The organism is Streptomyces sp. NPDC059866, from assembly GCF_042731325.1.
GTDB lineage: Bacteria > Actinomycetota > Actinomycetes > Streptomycetales > Streptomycetaceae > Streptomyces > Streptomyces flavusporus.
This window is the reverse complement of the sequence record NZ_JBHWJT010000081.1, coordinates 1-13489: the sequence shown is the minus strand read 5'-3', so window position 1 is coordinate 13489 and position 13489 is coordinate 1. Positions and strand designations below refer to the sequence as shown.

Here is a 13489-nt window from a genome sequence, read left to right as displayed (position 1 = left end):
GCAACAACGTCCGCTCTGACGTGCACGTCAGAGCAGTCTTGAGATGCATTCATCCCCGGCGTGAACGCCGGGGCTTTCTGCAAGAGTCCCGGTAACTACGTCTTCTTCGACCTGGTCATGGCCGGCCTCGGCGTCTGCCGGTCGAGGGCCTCGCCTTGTCGGTCGTCGTCACCGTCATCGGCTACCGTCCCGAGTACGGGTGGATCGTCACCGACGGCGGCTGGATGGCCATGTCGCGCGACCGCGGCACCGCCGTCCAGGCGCAGGACCAGGGCTACGGCCTGGTCACCGACCTGGACGGCAACCCGATTCCGGACCTGGTCATGACCGCCGCGAGCCAGGAGCACGGCACCCTCACCGCGCGTGACGGCGCCGACCTGCCCGACCTGCCGGTCGGCACCCGCCTGCGCATCCTGCCCAACCACGCATGCGCCACCGCGGCTCAGCATCACGGCTACCACGTCATCGATGGCACCCGGAGCATAGACGCCGCGCCCGTGATCGAGGCTTTCTGGCAACGCGTCACCGGCTGGTGACCTGCCTCGGCGTGCTCGGGCCGGTGTGGCCTCGAGGGCGGCGGTGGCGTACGCCGCCGAACGAAACGAGCGGTGCGGCGGCCACGATGTGTCTTTGCGGGGATGAGAGTTCAGGAAGACGGCTACAGGTGATCCTGTCCATCCTCACTTCCCAGCCCTGCCTCGTCCGCCACGGTATGCGCTGGTCGGATGCCGATTCGCGCGTTGGCAGGCTCGATTGTGTCCGCCGACCGGCAGGCATCTCCCGCCCGAGGAGAGCAGCACACCGTGGCACCGACCATCGCCACCTTCACTACCAGCGCGCGACTGGAGGTCGGCGATGCCCGTGGTTCAGAACTCCTCCTGACTGTGGCGCTGCGGGTGCCGTAGCGCTCACCTCATGGGCGTGAAGTGCTCCGGGTGCGTTCTCGGGACCGTCCGCCGGAGGACTGCGGACGCGGTGAGGTCCTGCCGGCCTCTGGCACTGCCGGAGGGGCATGCCGGTGCGATCAGCTGGTCACGGGCCGGTCTGGCCGAGGACCTCTGCCACGAGTCGGCGCGCGTACGCGGCGTCGAGTCCGTCCGGGCGGAAGAGGATGCGGTACATCATGGGCGCGACGACGCGGTCGATGACCGTCTCGACGTCGGGCGTCCTCTCCCCACGTTCAGCTGCTCGGGTGAGGATGAGGTCGATCTGGTCGGCTGCGTAGGCCGAGCACTGGCCGGCGTTGCTGCCGTCCGGGTCGCCGAGCAGGGCGTCGCGGATGTAGGCGCGACCGGCGGGAGAGGCCATCTCGTCGAGGAACTGCTCGGCCCAGGCCGTCAGGTCGGATGCCAGGGCACCGTGGTCCCCCGGCGCGGTGTCGGGCCGCAGACGCTCGACCGCTACGTCCGACAACAGCTCCTGCAGGTCCCCCCAGCGGCGGTAGATCGTCGACGGCGTCACGCCCGCACGCTGGGCGACCAGCGGCACCGTCAGGGCGTCCCGGCCCACTTCCGACGCGAGTTCGCGTACGGCGGCGTGGACCGATGCCTGGACCCGGGCGCTGCGCCCACCAGGGCGCACCATCTGCCTGCTCATAGAACCTACCTTAAAGCAAAATCATTGCGTCTAGTGAGCCGTCCAGCTCCGTGTGACGAACTGGCCACTCGTTCGACGACCTTCTCGCCACAAGTCGTGTACGCACCGCAACCTCGTGTACGCCTGCGAGGAGCGGCGCTTTTCGGCCCGGACGGAATGGTTCGGCCGGGCCGGAAGTGCTCGTTCACGCTGCGCGCGCGAGCTCGCGGGCGGGCTGGGTCTGCTCGTAGGCGTGGCCGACTCGCAGCAGCACGCTCTCTCCGAGGGGTCGGCCGAGCAGCTGCATGCCGACCGGCAGGCCCGCCGCATCGTGGCCGACGGGGACGGACAGGGACGGCACCCCGGTGATGTTGGCAGGGGACGAGAGGCGTACGTAGGCGTCGGAGACACCTTCGACGGTGCCGTCAGCCCAGGTGATCGTCTCCTGGCCGGCCTTGACCGCGGTCGCCGGGACGGTGGGGGCGACGATCAGGTCGACCTCCTGCAACATGCGCGCCCACTCCTGCCGCATGAGAGTGCGGGAGCGCTGGGCACGCAGGTAGTCCCCGGCGGGCATCAGTTCGCCGGCCTCGAGGAGGATGCGGACGTCTGCCTGGTAGAGCTCGGGAACCGTGCGCAGGGTGCTCTCGTGGTAGGCGGTGGCCTCGGGCACCATCAGGCCCCACTGGGTGGACTGGATGTAGCGGGACATGGGGATCTCGACCTCGACGAGGCGCGCGCCGAGGGCCCGAAGCTGGTTGATCGCGCGCCGTACGGCGGCCTCCACCTCCGCATCGACGTGGTCGAAGTAGTAGGTGCGCGGCACGCCCACGCGCAGCCCCGTCAGGTCCGCATCCGCACCCGGCCGGTAGTCCACGGCGGGAGTGGTAAGGGACGCGGGGTCGCGCGGGTCGTGTCCGGCCAGGGCGGTCAGGGCCAGGGCCGCGTCCTCGACGGTGCGGGTGATCGGGCCGACGTGGTCCAGCGACCAGGACAGGGACGTGACACCGTGGCGGGGGACGAGGCCGTACGTCGGCTTGAGACCGACAACCCCGTTCAGCGCGGCGGGCACCCGGATCGATCCGCCGGTGTCGGTGCCCAGGGTGAAGGTGGCGGTGCCCGCGGCGACGGCGACGGCGGATCCGCCGCTGGAGCCGCCGGCGACCCGGCCCGTGTCCCAGGCGTTGTTGGTCTGCGGCGTGGTCAGCCCGTAGGCGAACTCGTGGGTGTGGGTCTTGCCGACCAGGACGGCTCCTGCCGCCGACAGACGGGCGGCGACGCTGCTGTCGGCCTGCGCGCGGTGGTCGGCGCGGACGCGGGAGCTGGCCGACGTCGCCGCACCGGCGACGTCGATCAGGTCTTTGAGGCCCATCGGGATGCCGTGCAGCGGACCCCGGTAGCGGCCGGCCGCGATGTCGCTTTCGGCTTCGCGCGCGGCCCGGCGGGTGTGCTCGGCGGTGACGGTGACGTAGGCCTGAAGGTGCGGCTCCACCTGTTCGATGCGCTCCAGGACGGAGTCAGCCAGCTCGACGGGGGACAGCTGCCGGGTCCGGATCGCGTCGGCGGCTGCGCTCAGGGACAGTTCATACGGCTGCATCGTGCATCTCCTGTTCCGCGTGGTAGGCGGGGGCGGGCGGGGTGTCCCCGAAGTCCAGCTCCCGCAGGACCGCGACGACGGAGTGGATGTGGTTGGCGGTGGCTGCGACCGCGGCGTGGCGGTCGGCCGGCAGCGGGAGCCCGGCGCGGGCGGCCCAGCGGGCCACTTCCGGCGGGGTGAGTTCAGCGGAGGACATGGACTTCTCTCTCCTCAGGGCTGGAGGGGTGGAGCAACCCCCGACTCCAAAAGCTAAACGTTTGCGTTAGTTGACTGTAGAGCCTACGGTGGCTTAAAGCAAACTAATTGCGTTTAGCGCCGAGGAGTCCCATGCCCACCGTCACACCCCGCGCACCTGCGCAATCCAGCCACCCGGGAGCCCACACCCAGACCGCCAACCGCGCGGCGTCCTTCGTCCTGGACGTCTCGGTCCTGGCCGCCCTCCTCGCGGCATCCAGTGCGCCGACACCCCTCTACCCCCACTACCAGGACGCCTGGGACCTGTCCGCGCTCACCATCACCGTGGTCTTCAGCGCCTACTCCCTGACGCTGCTGCTGGCCCTGCTCACCGCCGGAGCGCTCTCAGACCACCTCGGGCGGCGCCCCGTCCTGGCGGGCGCCCTGCTGCTTCAGGCCACCTCCATGGTGCTGCTGGCCTCGGCGGACAGCGCCGGAGCGCTGATCACCGCCCGGATCCTGCAGGGAGCGGCCACCGGCGCGGCCACTAGCGCCGCGGGAGCGGCCCTCCTCGACCTTCAGGACCCCGCGCGTCCGGGCCGGTCCGCCCTGACCAACAGCATCGCCCCGGTGGCGGGCATGGCCGCCGGCGTCCTGGCCTCCACCCTCCTCGTCCGCTTCGCTCCCGCGCCCACGGTCACCGTGTACGTCCTGCTGGCGGTCCTCTTCGCCGCCCAGGCGATCGCGGTCACGTTCACCGCGGAGACGGCCCGTCCGCACGCCGGCGCCCTGCGGTCGCTGTGCCCTCACCTCGCCGTGCCGCCGTCGGCGCGCCGTGCCCTGCTGGCGGTCGGCACCGCTGTCGTCGCCATCTGGGCCCTGGGCGGCTTCTACTCCTCCCTCGGACCGGCGCTCGTGCACCTCGTGGCCCCCGGTGCCTCACAGGCGGCCGGCGGCATGGTCTTCTTCGTGCTCACCGCCGCGGCCACGCTCACTGTGTGGACACTGCGGCGCACAGCGCCGCGCGCCGCCGCCACCGGCGGAAGCCTGGCCGTCATCCCGGCCGCGGCCCTGAGCCTGCTCGGTCTGCACGGCGCCGGCCTGCCCGCCGTCTACGGCGGCGCGGCCCTGGCCGGCGTCGCCTTCGGGGCCGTCTCCCAAGGGGCGCTGCGCATGACGCTCGCCTCGCTCGACGAGCAGGACCGCGCCGCGACCCTGGCCGCCTATTACGTCCTCAGCTACCTGTCCATGAGCCTGCCCGCCATCGCCGCGGGCGCCGCCACCCAGCGCTACGGGCTGAACACCGCCGCCCACGCCTACGCCCTCGCCGCCGCCCTGCTCGCCGTCGCGGCCCTGGCAGCACTCGCCGTGTCGAGACGCAGGGCAGCCCACAGCGCACACAACGACTTTCCGTAACGAGACATAAGGAAACGACCGATCATGAGCACTGCACCGGCCACCGACCCGACCGCCATCCCCTCCTGGGCCGTGGGCGACATCACCGTCCACCGCATCGACGAGGTCCTCCTGCCGCCCGCCACCGGACCGTGGCTGCTGCCCGGCGCCACCCCGGACGTCGTCGCCGGGCAGGACTGGCTGCGCCCCCACTTCGCTGACGACGAGGGCATCTTGCATATCGACAGCCACAGCTTCGCGTTCACCGTGGGCGGGCTGCGCATTCTGGTGGACACCGGCATCGGCAACGGCAAGGAGCGGGCCAACCCCGCCTGGCACAACCTGAACACCGACTACCTTCAGCGTCTCACCGCCGCCGGATTCCCCCCGGACTCCGTCGACCTGGTGATCCTCACCCACCTGCACGCCGACCACGTCGGCTGGAACACCCACGAAGTGAAAGGCGAGTGGGTCCCCACCTTCCCCAACGCCCGCTACATCACCTCCCGCGTCGAGCGGGAGTTCTGGGCCGGGTACGACATGGAGGAGGCGCGCAAGCAGATGTTCCGCGACTCCGTGATCCCGGTGGAGGAGGCAGGGCTGCTCGACCTCGTCGACGTCCCCGCCGACGGCGTCGAAGTCGTCCCGGGCCTGCGCCTGATCCCCGCCCCCGGGCACACCCCCGGCCACATTGTCCTTGAGCTGACCAGCCGCGGAGAGACGGCTTTGATCACCGGCGACTGCATCCACCACCCCGTCCAGCTCGCTCACCCCACCATCGGGGCCTGCGTCGACATCGAGCCCGAGCGGTCCGAGGCCTCGCGCCGCAATTTGCTCGGCTCGCTCGCTGGCACGGACACCCTCGTCCTGGGTACCCACTTCGCGCCGCCCACCGCCGGCCGTGTCGTCACTCACGAGGGCGCCTACCGGCTCTCGCCCGTCCCCGCCGACTCGCACTGATCCGGTGGCGGCCCAGCCCGTGTCCGGCCGGCACTCCGCAGGGCCGGACAAGGCCCCGGACAGACGCATGAAGATCATCGAACCCAGCGGCGCCAGCGGCCTGGCCGCTCTCCTGGCCCACGGATCGACCAGCGTACTTCGCGAAGGATCCCCGGTAGCAAGCAAGTACGAGTTCATCGACGAGATGCGGCTCGACACCGAGGAGTACGCATACAGCGTCGAGTTCATGTGCGGCCGACTCGGCGTATCCAGATCCGGCTACTACGACTGGCGATCCCGCCCGGAATCCGCGACGACCCAACGGCGTGACGAACTGAAGCTGCTCATCACGAAAGCCTTCGACATGTCCGACGGCACCTACGGGCACCGGCGCATCCAGGCCCAACTGGACCGTTGGGGCGTCGCCGCGGGCCCGGAGCTGGTCCGCCGTCTCATGCGTGAACTGGGCCTGGTGCCGTGCCAGCCCCGGCCGAGGAGGTTCGGCCTCACGCAGGCCGCGGCCGGCCCAGGGCTTCGGCGTAGTCGCGTGACGTCTGTTTCGTGATCATGTGAGTCCGAGGAGGGTGAGTGGTCGGCTGGCGTCGCGGGCGTTGTGCCGGAGGCCGGCGGCGATGCTGCTCTTCCCGGCGAGGCGAAGGGCGCCGATGGCGAGGTTGCGCCAGGTGGCCATGGCGCGGGGTGCGGAGCCGGTTCGCAGCTGGGAGGCGTCCTCGGTGAACGTCATGTCTCGGACGTGGTGCAGGGCCTCGACCTTCCAGTGGTCGCGGATCGAGCTCGCGAGCTCGGCGGGTGTGGCCTGTTCCGCAGTGAGGCTGGTGACCGCGTAGACGGTCTTGATGCTGATCTTGTCGTCTTGCGGTCCACTCGGTGGCGCTTGAGCTGGACGGCCTGGCGGGCCCCGGGGAAGAGCAGGCTGTTCACCGTGCACACCTTGATCCGGCGGATCTCGCCGCGGCCGTGGCCGGTGTTGCGGGTGCGTCCCTGCAGCGGGATCTGCTTCCAGGGTAGGGACTTGAGCTGCTTGCGGAGCTTCTTCTGGTTCCCTTTCCCGATCACGATGCAGTGCGCACTGCGACCGAGCGGGTACGCCGCGTGCTCGCCCCGGGTGTGCATCGCGTCGCTGGTCACGACCACGCCCGCCAGATCAGCGATGGTCTCCAGCAGCGGCTGGAAGCAGGTGATCTAACCCGAAAATACCCGTGGCTGGTGCGGTGGCGTGGTCGGGCTCGGCTCATACCGCCTTGGGGGCGATGGTCACGTCGTGGCCGAGCGCTTCCAGTTGGCGGATGAGCCCTCTGGTTCGGGCGGCGGAGTTGACTACGCGCAGATGGTAGTCGGAGCCGAGGTCGTGGAAGCGGGTGTCAGGATCGCTCAGCAGATGCCAGACGATCACGAGGATGGATCGGGCGACGGCGACCAGCGCCTTGCCGTGCCCCCGGCGTTTGACGAGGCGTTTGTATCGGGCGCCGAGGAAGGTGTTGGTGCGTGCGGCAGCCATGGCGGCTTCGCCCAGGGCGCCCTTCAACCAGGGATTGCCCTGGCCGGTGCCGCCGGGAAAGTTCTTGCCGGCTGACTGGATGGTACGTGGCGAGAGCTTCGCCCATGAAACCAGGTGACCAGCGGTGGGGAAGACGGACATGTCGAGTCCGATCTCCGCCAGGATGACCTGCGCGGTGGCAGGGCCGATCCCGGGGATCTCGTCCAGACGCTGCTGCGGTGTCAGACCTTCGGCGTCGGGCACGTCCGCGTCGCGGCTGAGCTCGGCGAGCCTGTCGGTGATACGGGTCGTCAGCTCGTCGATCTGGCTCTGAAGCCGGTCGATGGCCTCCAGCAGGGTGCCGAGCAAGTAGGCGTGGTGTTCGTCGAACTGGCCGGTCAGCGCTGCCGTCAGCGCCTCTCGCTTCGACTTGGCCTTGCCCTGGGCGAGTGCGGCGAGCTCCTGCGGGTCGCGCACCCCGCTGATCAATGCGTCCAGCATCAGCCTGCCGGACAGCCCGAAGATGTTCGCCAGGACGGACGACAGCTTGATCTGGGCGTCTTCCAGCACCTTCTCGACCCGGTGCTTGTGACGCGTGCGTTCTTGCGTGAGCGCGGACCGCAGCCGGGTCAGGTCCCGCAGTTGCCGCAGCGGCCGCTGCGGCACGAACGAGGCCCGCAGCATGCCCCGTTCGGCCAGCTTGGCCAGCCAGACGGCGTCCAGCTTGTCAGTCTTGGGCCGCCCGGGGACGTTCTTCACATCCCTGGCATTGACCAGCCAGCATTCGAGTCCGCAGGACTCCAGCAGGAAGAAGAACGGCTTCCAGTACACGCCGGTGGCCTCCATCACGACCCGGGTGATACCCAGTGCCTTCAGCCGCGCGCCGAGTTCCAGGATCCCCGCTGTCGTGGAGGCCACATTCCAGACCTCCTGAACACGCCTCCCCTTGCGGGTGCCGTGTGGGACACGCGTACAGATCATTCCGCTGGCCTTGGCCACATCGATGGCCGCGACCCGCTCCACCAACTCCGCTTCCAGATCCGTCTCGTCGACCGTCACCGCCACCCCTCCTCGCCTCGCGATCGTGCGCACGGCGACGGCCACCCGGGGGTCGGCGAGGGAAGACGAGAATTTAACCCGCGTGCTCGAAGCAACAGTGCGCAGCCCCTCTGGGTCGGCCCCGGCACCAGACTCATTACGGACTCGTCCACCCACAGATCATCGGCGTCGGACGGGCAGCCGCCCCGCGGCCCATTTTCACGGCTGCGCCGACGTCCGGTATGCCGGATACAGAGACTCGTTGGTCTTCTCGCCTACGTCGAGTTGGGCCAGGACCAGGCCGGAGAGGTGGTCGCAGGCGGCGAGCAGATGAATCTTGCGGCCCGTGGCCCTGGCCGCTCCGCGCAGGGTCTTGCCGTCGACCGCCACTGCGTGCAGTTGACCGTCGGCCCCAGCGCGCCGGTCGGCCAGCCAGCGACCCACCGCCCGGTCCAACGCGTCGCCGTCGATGCGGCCCAGCAGCCGCCGCACCGTCGCCTCCGCCGGCAGGCACCGCTTCGGGGACAGCGGATCAGGCCGTACACCAAGGCGCTTCAGTACGGACGGTGGGGCGTCGGTGATCCACTCGCCCACCGCCAGCAGGGAGGTCGCTCCGGCCAGAACCGCGCACGCGGTCAGCGCGAGCACGACGACCAGAGCGTGCCGTACGCCGCGCGGATCGCGAGGGTCGGGAACCTCGGCCAGTCGCTCCAGCAGGCCCGGGATCTCCTCGGGCACGGCCTCGGGATGCTCGCGGAGTTGGTCAAAGGCAGGCAGGATCGGCGATGATGCGTCGGCAGGCACGGTCTTCCACTAGGGTCACGGGGCGTCGAGAACTCCATGATCTTGGAAGGGCACGTCAGTCAGCTGCGGCGTCCTCGGCCTCCCAGCGCAGCAGGTCGCCTGGCTGGCACTTGAGCACCTCGCAGAGGGCGGCGAGGGTCGCGAAGCGCACCGCCTTGGCGCGGCCGTTCTTGAGTACCGCCAGGTTGGCGGGTGTGATCCCTACGCGGTCCGCGAGCTCGCCCACGGACATCTTCCGCCTGGCCAGCATCACGTCGATGTCGACGGCGATCGGCATCAGATCACCTCGTCCAACTCGGCCTGCATCTGCGCCGCTTCGACGTCGCGCGCGACGGCCTGGGCGAGCAGCATCCGCAGCACGCGCACGATGAGCGCGACCCCCAGGATGGCCACGCCAACCCCGCCCATGATGACGGTGACGCCCGGGTCGTCCCGCTGGCCCGGCGCATTGATGGCCGTGACCGCGAACCACACGAGGGCAGCCGCCACGATCGCGCCGATCACGCCGTCCACGTACCGGAAGGCGGCGTGGGAGAACACGGTTCCGTGTCGCACCATCGTCACCAGCCGCCATACGCAGACCAGGGCGACCTGGACCGACACCATGCCCAGGATCGTGATCACGCGCAGCGCGGTCAGCGGGAGCGACCCGTCCTCCGGGTCGCTCCCGCTGACCAATGTCCACACCATCAATGCCTGCACGAACACGGTGCCGGCGAGCACCACCACGAGCAGGGCGCGCAGCGCACGCACGGTCAGCTTTCCCATGACCCATCCTTCCATCGAATCGCGATCGGAATCTATCGAGATTCGATAGGTGAAGCAAGGGCTGGGACGGAGGGTGGGCGGCAGTTTCGCACGGTGGCGGGACGCCGCCTCCCCTCCAGTGGCATGGCGTTCGCGCGAACTGTCTTGATCTTGTCGAAGCCGGCCTCGCTTGAGCACAAATCGGACGCCACCCGACTACGCCGAAGCCCTGGCGGCCGGCCAGGTGCCGAACCTCGTCGGCCGCGACTTCACGGCGGATGCGCCCGGCGAAAAGCTCGTCGGCGCCATCACCTACATCACGACCGGGGAAGGCTGGCTGTACCTTGCGACGGTCATCGACTGCTGCACGAAGGAAGTGATCGGTTACGCGATGGACGACCACTACCAAACCTCTCTGATATCCAGGGCCATACGTAACGCGGCCCGGAACAGGAGGCTCGCCAAGGAGGCGATATTCCATTCGGACCGCGGAAGTAATCCTGGACTCAACCGGTCGTCGCAAAACCGGCTTCCTGAACCGATAGTAGGTGCTCATTGAGGGCTTCAGCAGGCGTCTTCCAACCAAGCGTTTTCCGGGGCCTGCTGTTGAGAGCGTGAGCAACAGCATTGAGCTCGTCGGCGTCCCATCGCGACAGGTCTGTTCCCTTGGGAAAGTACTGACGCAAGAGGCCGTTCGTGTTCTCGTTGGTGCCCCGTTGCCAGGGGCTGTGCGGGTCGGCGAAGTAGATCTGCAACCCGGTGTCGACGCTTAGGGCCAATGCCAGGACTCTGTTGGTGATGTTGGTGGGGTCATGCGGCGGCGGTGCACAGAGCACGAAAGCGGCTTGATCGGCGGCGGGCTGTGGATGGGGTGTTGATCCAGTCGGCGATGCGGGCGACGTTGCAGGCCAGCGCGGTGAGCACATGCTGGACGTGGGTTTTCGCCAGGCCGCGGTAGCGGGAGCGGCGCAGGCCGTGGGCGCGGACGTTCTGCGAGAGGGTGGCCTCGATGCCGGCCCGGATCGCGTAGCGGCGCTGCCACTCTGCGGTGGTCTGGTCGAGCCGGTTGTGCATCTGAATCTCGTGGAGTTCGCGGGTGGGCAGCAGGGTGAGGGCTCTTGGCCGGGTGGCGGAGGTGGTGCACTGCGGGCGGACCGGGCAGGCCAGGCAGTCGGCCTTGGCGAACTTGACCTGGATGTAGTCGTGTCTGCTGATCCTCAGCGCTCTCCACTCCCGGCTGACCGCGCCCTGGGCAGGTGGCCTGCTGGCGGTCCCAGTCGACGGGGAAGGCCGACTTGGCGAAACCCGAGCCGTCTTTGGCCTGGCGGCTGTTGTCCAGGACCACCGGTCCAAGCAGGGTGATGCCGTGCACCCGGGCGGCCCGCTCGATGTACGCCGGGGTGACGTACCCGCTGTCCACGACGTGCTCGCACGGCAGTAACTCCCGCTTGGCGAGGTCGTCATGGATGATCGGGGTCATCTCGACGTCCTGCACGGTCGAGTGCGTCGTGGCCACGTGGACCACCAGCTCGGGACGCTCTGCGTCGCAGGACTCGGTCAGATGGACGCGATAGCCGCTCCAGGCGGTGTCCCGTTTGACGCAGTAGTGCGCCTCGGTGTCGTAGGGGGAGTCGAAGCGCAGGTGAGCCGACGGCAGGGCGTGGCCGTCCCGCCAGCGCAGCCGCCCGTGCGCATCCCAGTAGTAGTGATGGACCCACACCTGGCGCAGGATCTCCACCTGCGGCAGCAGCCGCAGATGAGGCGGGGCGGATGGGGCCCAGGCAGCGGCGAGAATCGTCTGCCCGTCCCGGCCGGTCTGCTCGGCCCGCCCGGTCACCGCCGCCTTCCCGCCGGGCAGCTTGCCGATCTCCACCTTCCTCCCATAGCGCTTGCCCCACTCCGGTGCGATCAGCGGAGTCAGCCAGGCGGGGGCGGCCTCGGCCAGTTCCTCCAAGGCGGCCCGCAGCGTCTCCCCGACCAGCTCCAGGCGGCTGAGGAAGCGCACCGCGGCCAGTACATGGGTGGCGTCGGTACGCTGTCGGCCCCCGGCCTTGAGCAGGCCGGCCTCGCTCAGACGCTGCAGCATCGCCTCCAGCAGCCGGTCGGCAGCGCCGTTCTCGGCCAGCCGGGCCCGAAACTCGCACAGCACCGAGTAGTCGAATCCGGGATCGTCCAGCTCCAGGCCCAGCGCGTACTTCCAGTCGATCCTGGTCCGCACCGCGTCCGCCGCAGCCCGGTCGGACAGGTTCTCCGCGAACTGCAGCACCGACACCAGCGCCAGCTGCCCCGGCGACAGCCCGGGCCTGCCATCGGAGGGATACAGCCCGGCGAACTCCTCGTCCTCGAACAACACGTCCAACCGGTCCCTGATCAGCATCGCCGGAGTGCCGTTCGGACACGCTGCCCGCGCTGTCCGCACCGTCCTGACCGGGATCCTCTGATGGTTCTCCGGCCGCAGCGACATCGCGACCACCCCCACCGCCCCGCTCCCACCAGACAAGCACCCACCGGACCAGGTGTCAGCACCCCGCCAACATCACCAACAGAGTCACGGCATTGCGCTTAGTACTCCAGCCGTGGTTCGGTATCTGGGCTGGTCAGCGGCCTGGTGGCGTGGAGTGTAGCGGGGCGCCAGGTGGGCGGGACGGACTTCCCCACCGCGCCCCGGCGAATAGGTAGCCGCGCCGTTCGTAGTGGCTCTGGCGGGCGCGTGCCTGGTGGCGTCGTCTCCACCGTGACCAGGTCAGCGTGTGGTTGTGGCGTGCGGGGTGGTGCGGGGGGTCAGCTGCCAGGAGACGGCGGATCTCGCCCGGTGTGAGGTCCACGAGATCGGGCGTGTCGTCGCCGGGGCCCCCCTTTCGCGTTCCTGGGCGGCGATGGCGGCGAGGAACGCGTGGGCGAGCATGGCGAGCGTGATGTGCCGGTACCAGCCGGTGTAGCGGCGGACCTCGTACTCGTCGAGGCCGCACTCGTTCTTCGCGGACTGGAAGCATTCTTCGATCTTCCAGCGGCATCCGGCGATCCGGGCCAGGTCGGCGAGGGTGGCGTCCAGCGGAGCGCTGGCCAGGAAGTAGGCGATGTCCTCGGGGTCGGTGATGCTGCGGCGGGCCAGCATCCACCGCCTGCGGGTGGGCTTGTCGCCGTCGCGTTCCTCGACGACGGGCAGGAGGGCGCCGGCCCAGTCGTAGCAGCGTTCGCCTTTGGCTCCGGGGCCGGCGGACAAGCGCTGCCATGCCTCCGGCGGGGCTTCACGGCGAATACGGTCCTCAATGCGCGGGCCGTGGACCTGCTGGGACTTAGGGACGGCCACGACGTAGTGGAGCTTCAGGTCGTCTTCGAGGAAGCGGCGGAAGCGGCTGTCCTGGCCGTAGGCGGCGTCCGCGGTGACCCAGCGGAAGCGCAGCGGGGAGGCATGGGCCCGGCAGATCATGTCGCGGGCGAGGGCGTTCTTGGTGGCGAAAGTACGGTCGTCGGGGATGTGGGCGGCCTGGCAGCGGTCGCGGTCGTCGGTCCAGGACCTGGGCAGATAGAGGTCACGGTCGACGAGGGCGTGTCCCCGGCTGGTGGCATAGGCGGCGAACACGCCGATTTGGCAATTTTCGGTGCGTCCGGGGGCCCGTATTTCAATTACTGATCTCTTCGGGTTGTTGTCGGGTGACGTGTGCTGATCCCTGCGGTATCCCGGTGGTATGCGGTACGCGCAGGGTGGCGGACTGACCGCA

General features: G+C 69.4%; 14 protein-coding genes and 3 pseudogenes. 5 read left to right on the top strand and 12 right to left on the bottom strand.

Features of this window, described 5'->3' with window-relative positions; all coding sequences use genetic code 11:
* Positions 1-90: 90 nt before the first annotated feature.
* Positions 91-536 (top strand): annotated as a pseudogene (locus tag ACFV7R_RS45650) (DSD1 family PLP-dependent enzyme); the annotation flags it as partial.
* A gap of 496 nt (positions 537-1032) precedes the next feature.
* Here the strand turns inward: ACFV7R_RS45650 and ACFV7R_RS45645 are convergent.
* The 3 genes from ACFV7R_RS45645 to ACFV7R_RS45635 all read right to left on the bottom strand — a co-directional run bounded on the left by ACFV7R_RS45645 (position 1033) and on the right by ACFV7R_RS45635 (position 3368).
* Entirely contained in the window at positions 1033-1596 is a 564-nt protein-coding gene (locus ACFV7R_RS45645; protein ID WP_385276318.1) for a TetR/AcrR family transcriptional regulator, read from the bottom strand.
* Between the two features lie 184 nt (positions 1597-1780).
* On the bottom strand, positions 1781-3172 hold the full coding sequence (locus ACFV7R_RS45640; RefSeq protein WP_385276315.1) for an amidase: 1392 nt from the start codon (positions 3170-3172) through the stop codon (positions 1781-1783).
* Positions 3159-3368 (bottom strand): hypothetical protein, encoded by a 210-nt coding sequence (locus tag ACFV7R_RS45635; protein WP_385276312.1) that lies wholly within the window; start codon positions 3366-3368, stop codon positions 3159-3161. Before ACFV7R_RS45635 ends, ACFV7R_RS45640 begins: the two co-directional genes overlap by 14 nt.
* A gap of 131 nt (positions 3369-3499) precedes the next feature.
* Between ACFV7R_RS45635 and ACFV7R_RS45630 the strand changes: the two genes are divergently transcribed.
* The 3 genes from ACFV7R_RS45630 to ACFV7R_RS45620 all read left to right on the top strand — a co-directional run bounded on the left by ACFV7R_RS45630 (position 3500) and on the right by ACFV7R_RS45620 (position 6245).
* Complete coding sequence (locus ACFV7R_RS45630) at positions 3500-4762, top strand: MFS transporter (RefSeq protein ID WP_385276309.1); 1263 nt, start codon at positions 3500-3502, stop codon at positions 4760-4762.
* Between the two features lie 24 nt (positions 4763-4786).
* Positions 4787-5701: an MBL fold metallo-hydrolase gene (locus tag ACFV7R_RS45625; protein WP_385276306.1), complete on the top strand. Its 915-nt coding sequence runs from the start codon at positions 4787-4789 to the stop codon at positions 5699-5701.
* Between the two features lie 67 nt (positions 5702-5768).
* Complete coding sequence (locus ACFV7R_RS45620) at positions 5769-6245, top strand: IS3 family transposase (RefSeq protein WP_385276303.1); 477 nt, start codon at positions 5769-5771, stop codon at positions 6243-6245.
* Here ACFV7R_RS45620 and ACFV7R_RS45615 read toward each other — a convergent pair whose 3' ends face one another.
* The 5 genes from ACFV7R_RS45615 to ACFV7R_RS45595 all read right to left on the bottom strand — a co-directional run bounded on the left by ACFV7R_RS45615 (position 6246) and on the right by ACFV7R_RS45595 (position 9788).
* Positions 6246-6425 carry a hypothetical protein gene (locus tag ACFV7R_RS45615; protein WP_385276301.1) on the bottom strand — a complete coding sequence of 60 codons (180 nt, stop codon included), beginning with the start codon at positions 6423-6425 and terminating at the stop codon, positions 6246-6248.
* A 507-nt stretch (positions 6426-6932) separates the two neighbouring features.
* Positions 6933-8393, bottom strand: coding sequence for an IS110 family transposase (locus tag ACFV7R_RS45610; protein WP_385276298.1), 1461 nt, complete (start codon positions 8391-8393; stop codon positions 6933-6935).
* A gap of 42 nt (positions 8394-8435) precedes the next feature.
* Complete coding sequence (locus tag ACFV7R_RS45605; protein ID WP_385276295.1) at positions 8436-9020, bottom strand: transposase family protein; 585 nt, start codon at positions 9018-9020, stop codon at positions 8436-8438.
* A 55-nt stretch (positions 9021-9075) separates the two neighbouring features.
* Positions 9076-9297: a helix-turn-helix transcriptional regulator gene (locus tag ACFV7R_RS45600; RefSeq protein WP_030944397.1), complete on the bottom strand. Its 222-nt coding sequence runs from the start codon at positions 9295-9297 to the stop codon at positions 9076-9078.
* Positions 9297-9788, bottom strand: a complete 492-nt coding sequence (locus tag ACFV7R_RS45595) for a DUF2975 domain-containing protein (protein WP_181662937.1) — start codon at positions 9786-9788, stop codon at positions 9297-9299. Before ACFV7R_RS45595 ends, ACFV7R_RS45600 begins: the two co-directional genes overlap by 1 nt.
* Before the next feature lie 169 nt (positions 9789-9957).
* On the opposite strand from ACFV7R_RS45595, the gene ACFV7R_RS45590 reads away from it, so the two are divergent.
* Entirely contained in the window at positions 9958-10326 is a 369-nt protein-coding gene (locus ACFV7R_RS45590) for a DDE-type integrase/transposase/recombinase (protein WP_385276292.1), read from the top strand.
* Here ACFV7R_RS45590 and ACFV7R_RS45585 read toward each other — a convergent pair.
* From ACFV7R_RS45585 to ACFV7R_RS45570, 4 genes and pseudogenes are all read right to left on the bottom strand, one after another.
* Positions 10274-10537: pseudogene (locus ACFV7R_RS45585) on the bottom strand (IS30 family transposase); the annotation flags it as partial. The gene ACFV7R_RS45590 and the pseudogene ACFV7R_RS45585 overlap by 53 nt on opposite strands.
* Before the next feature lie 40 nt (positions 10538-10577).
* The gene (locus tag ACFV7R_RS45580) at positions 10578-11231 is read right to left on the bottom strand and encodes a transposase (RefSeq protein ID WP_385276321.1); all 654 of its coding nucleotides are present in this window, start codon (positions 11229-11231) and stop codon (positions 10578-10580) included.
* A 682-nt stretch (positions 11232-11913) separates the two neighbouring features.
* A pseudogene (locus ACFV7R_RS45575) lies at positions 11914-12144 on the bottom strand (transposase); the annotation flags it as partial.
* A 366-nt stretch (positions 12145-12510) separates the two neighbouring features.
* Positions 12511-13350: an IS701 family transposase gene (locus ACFV7R_RS45570; protein WP_385276289.1), complete on the bottom strand. Its 840-nt coding sequence runs from the start codon at positions 13348-13350 to the stop codon at positions 12511-12513.
* Positions 13351-13489 lie beyond the last annotated feature (139 nt).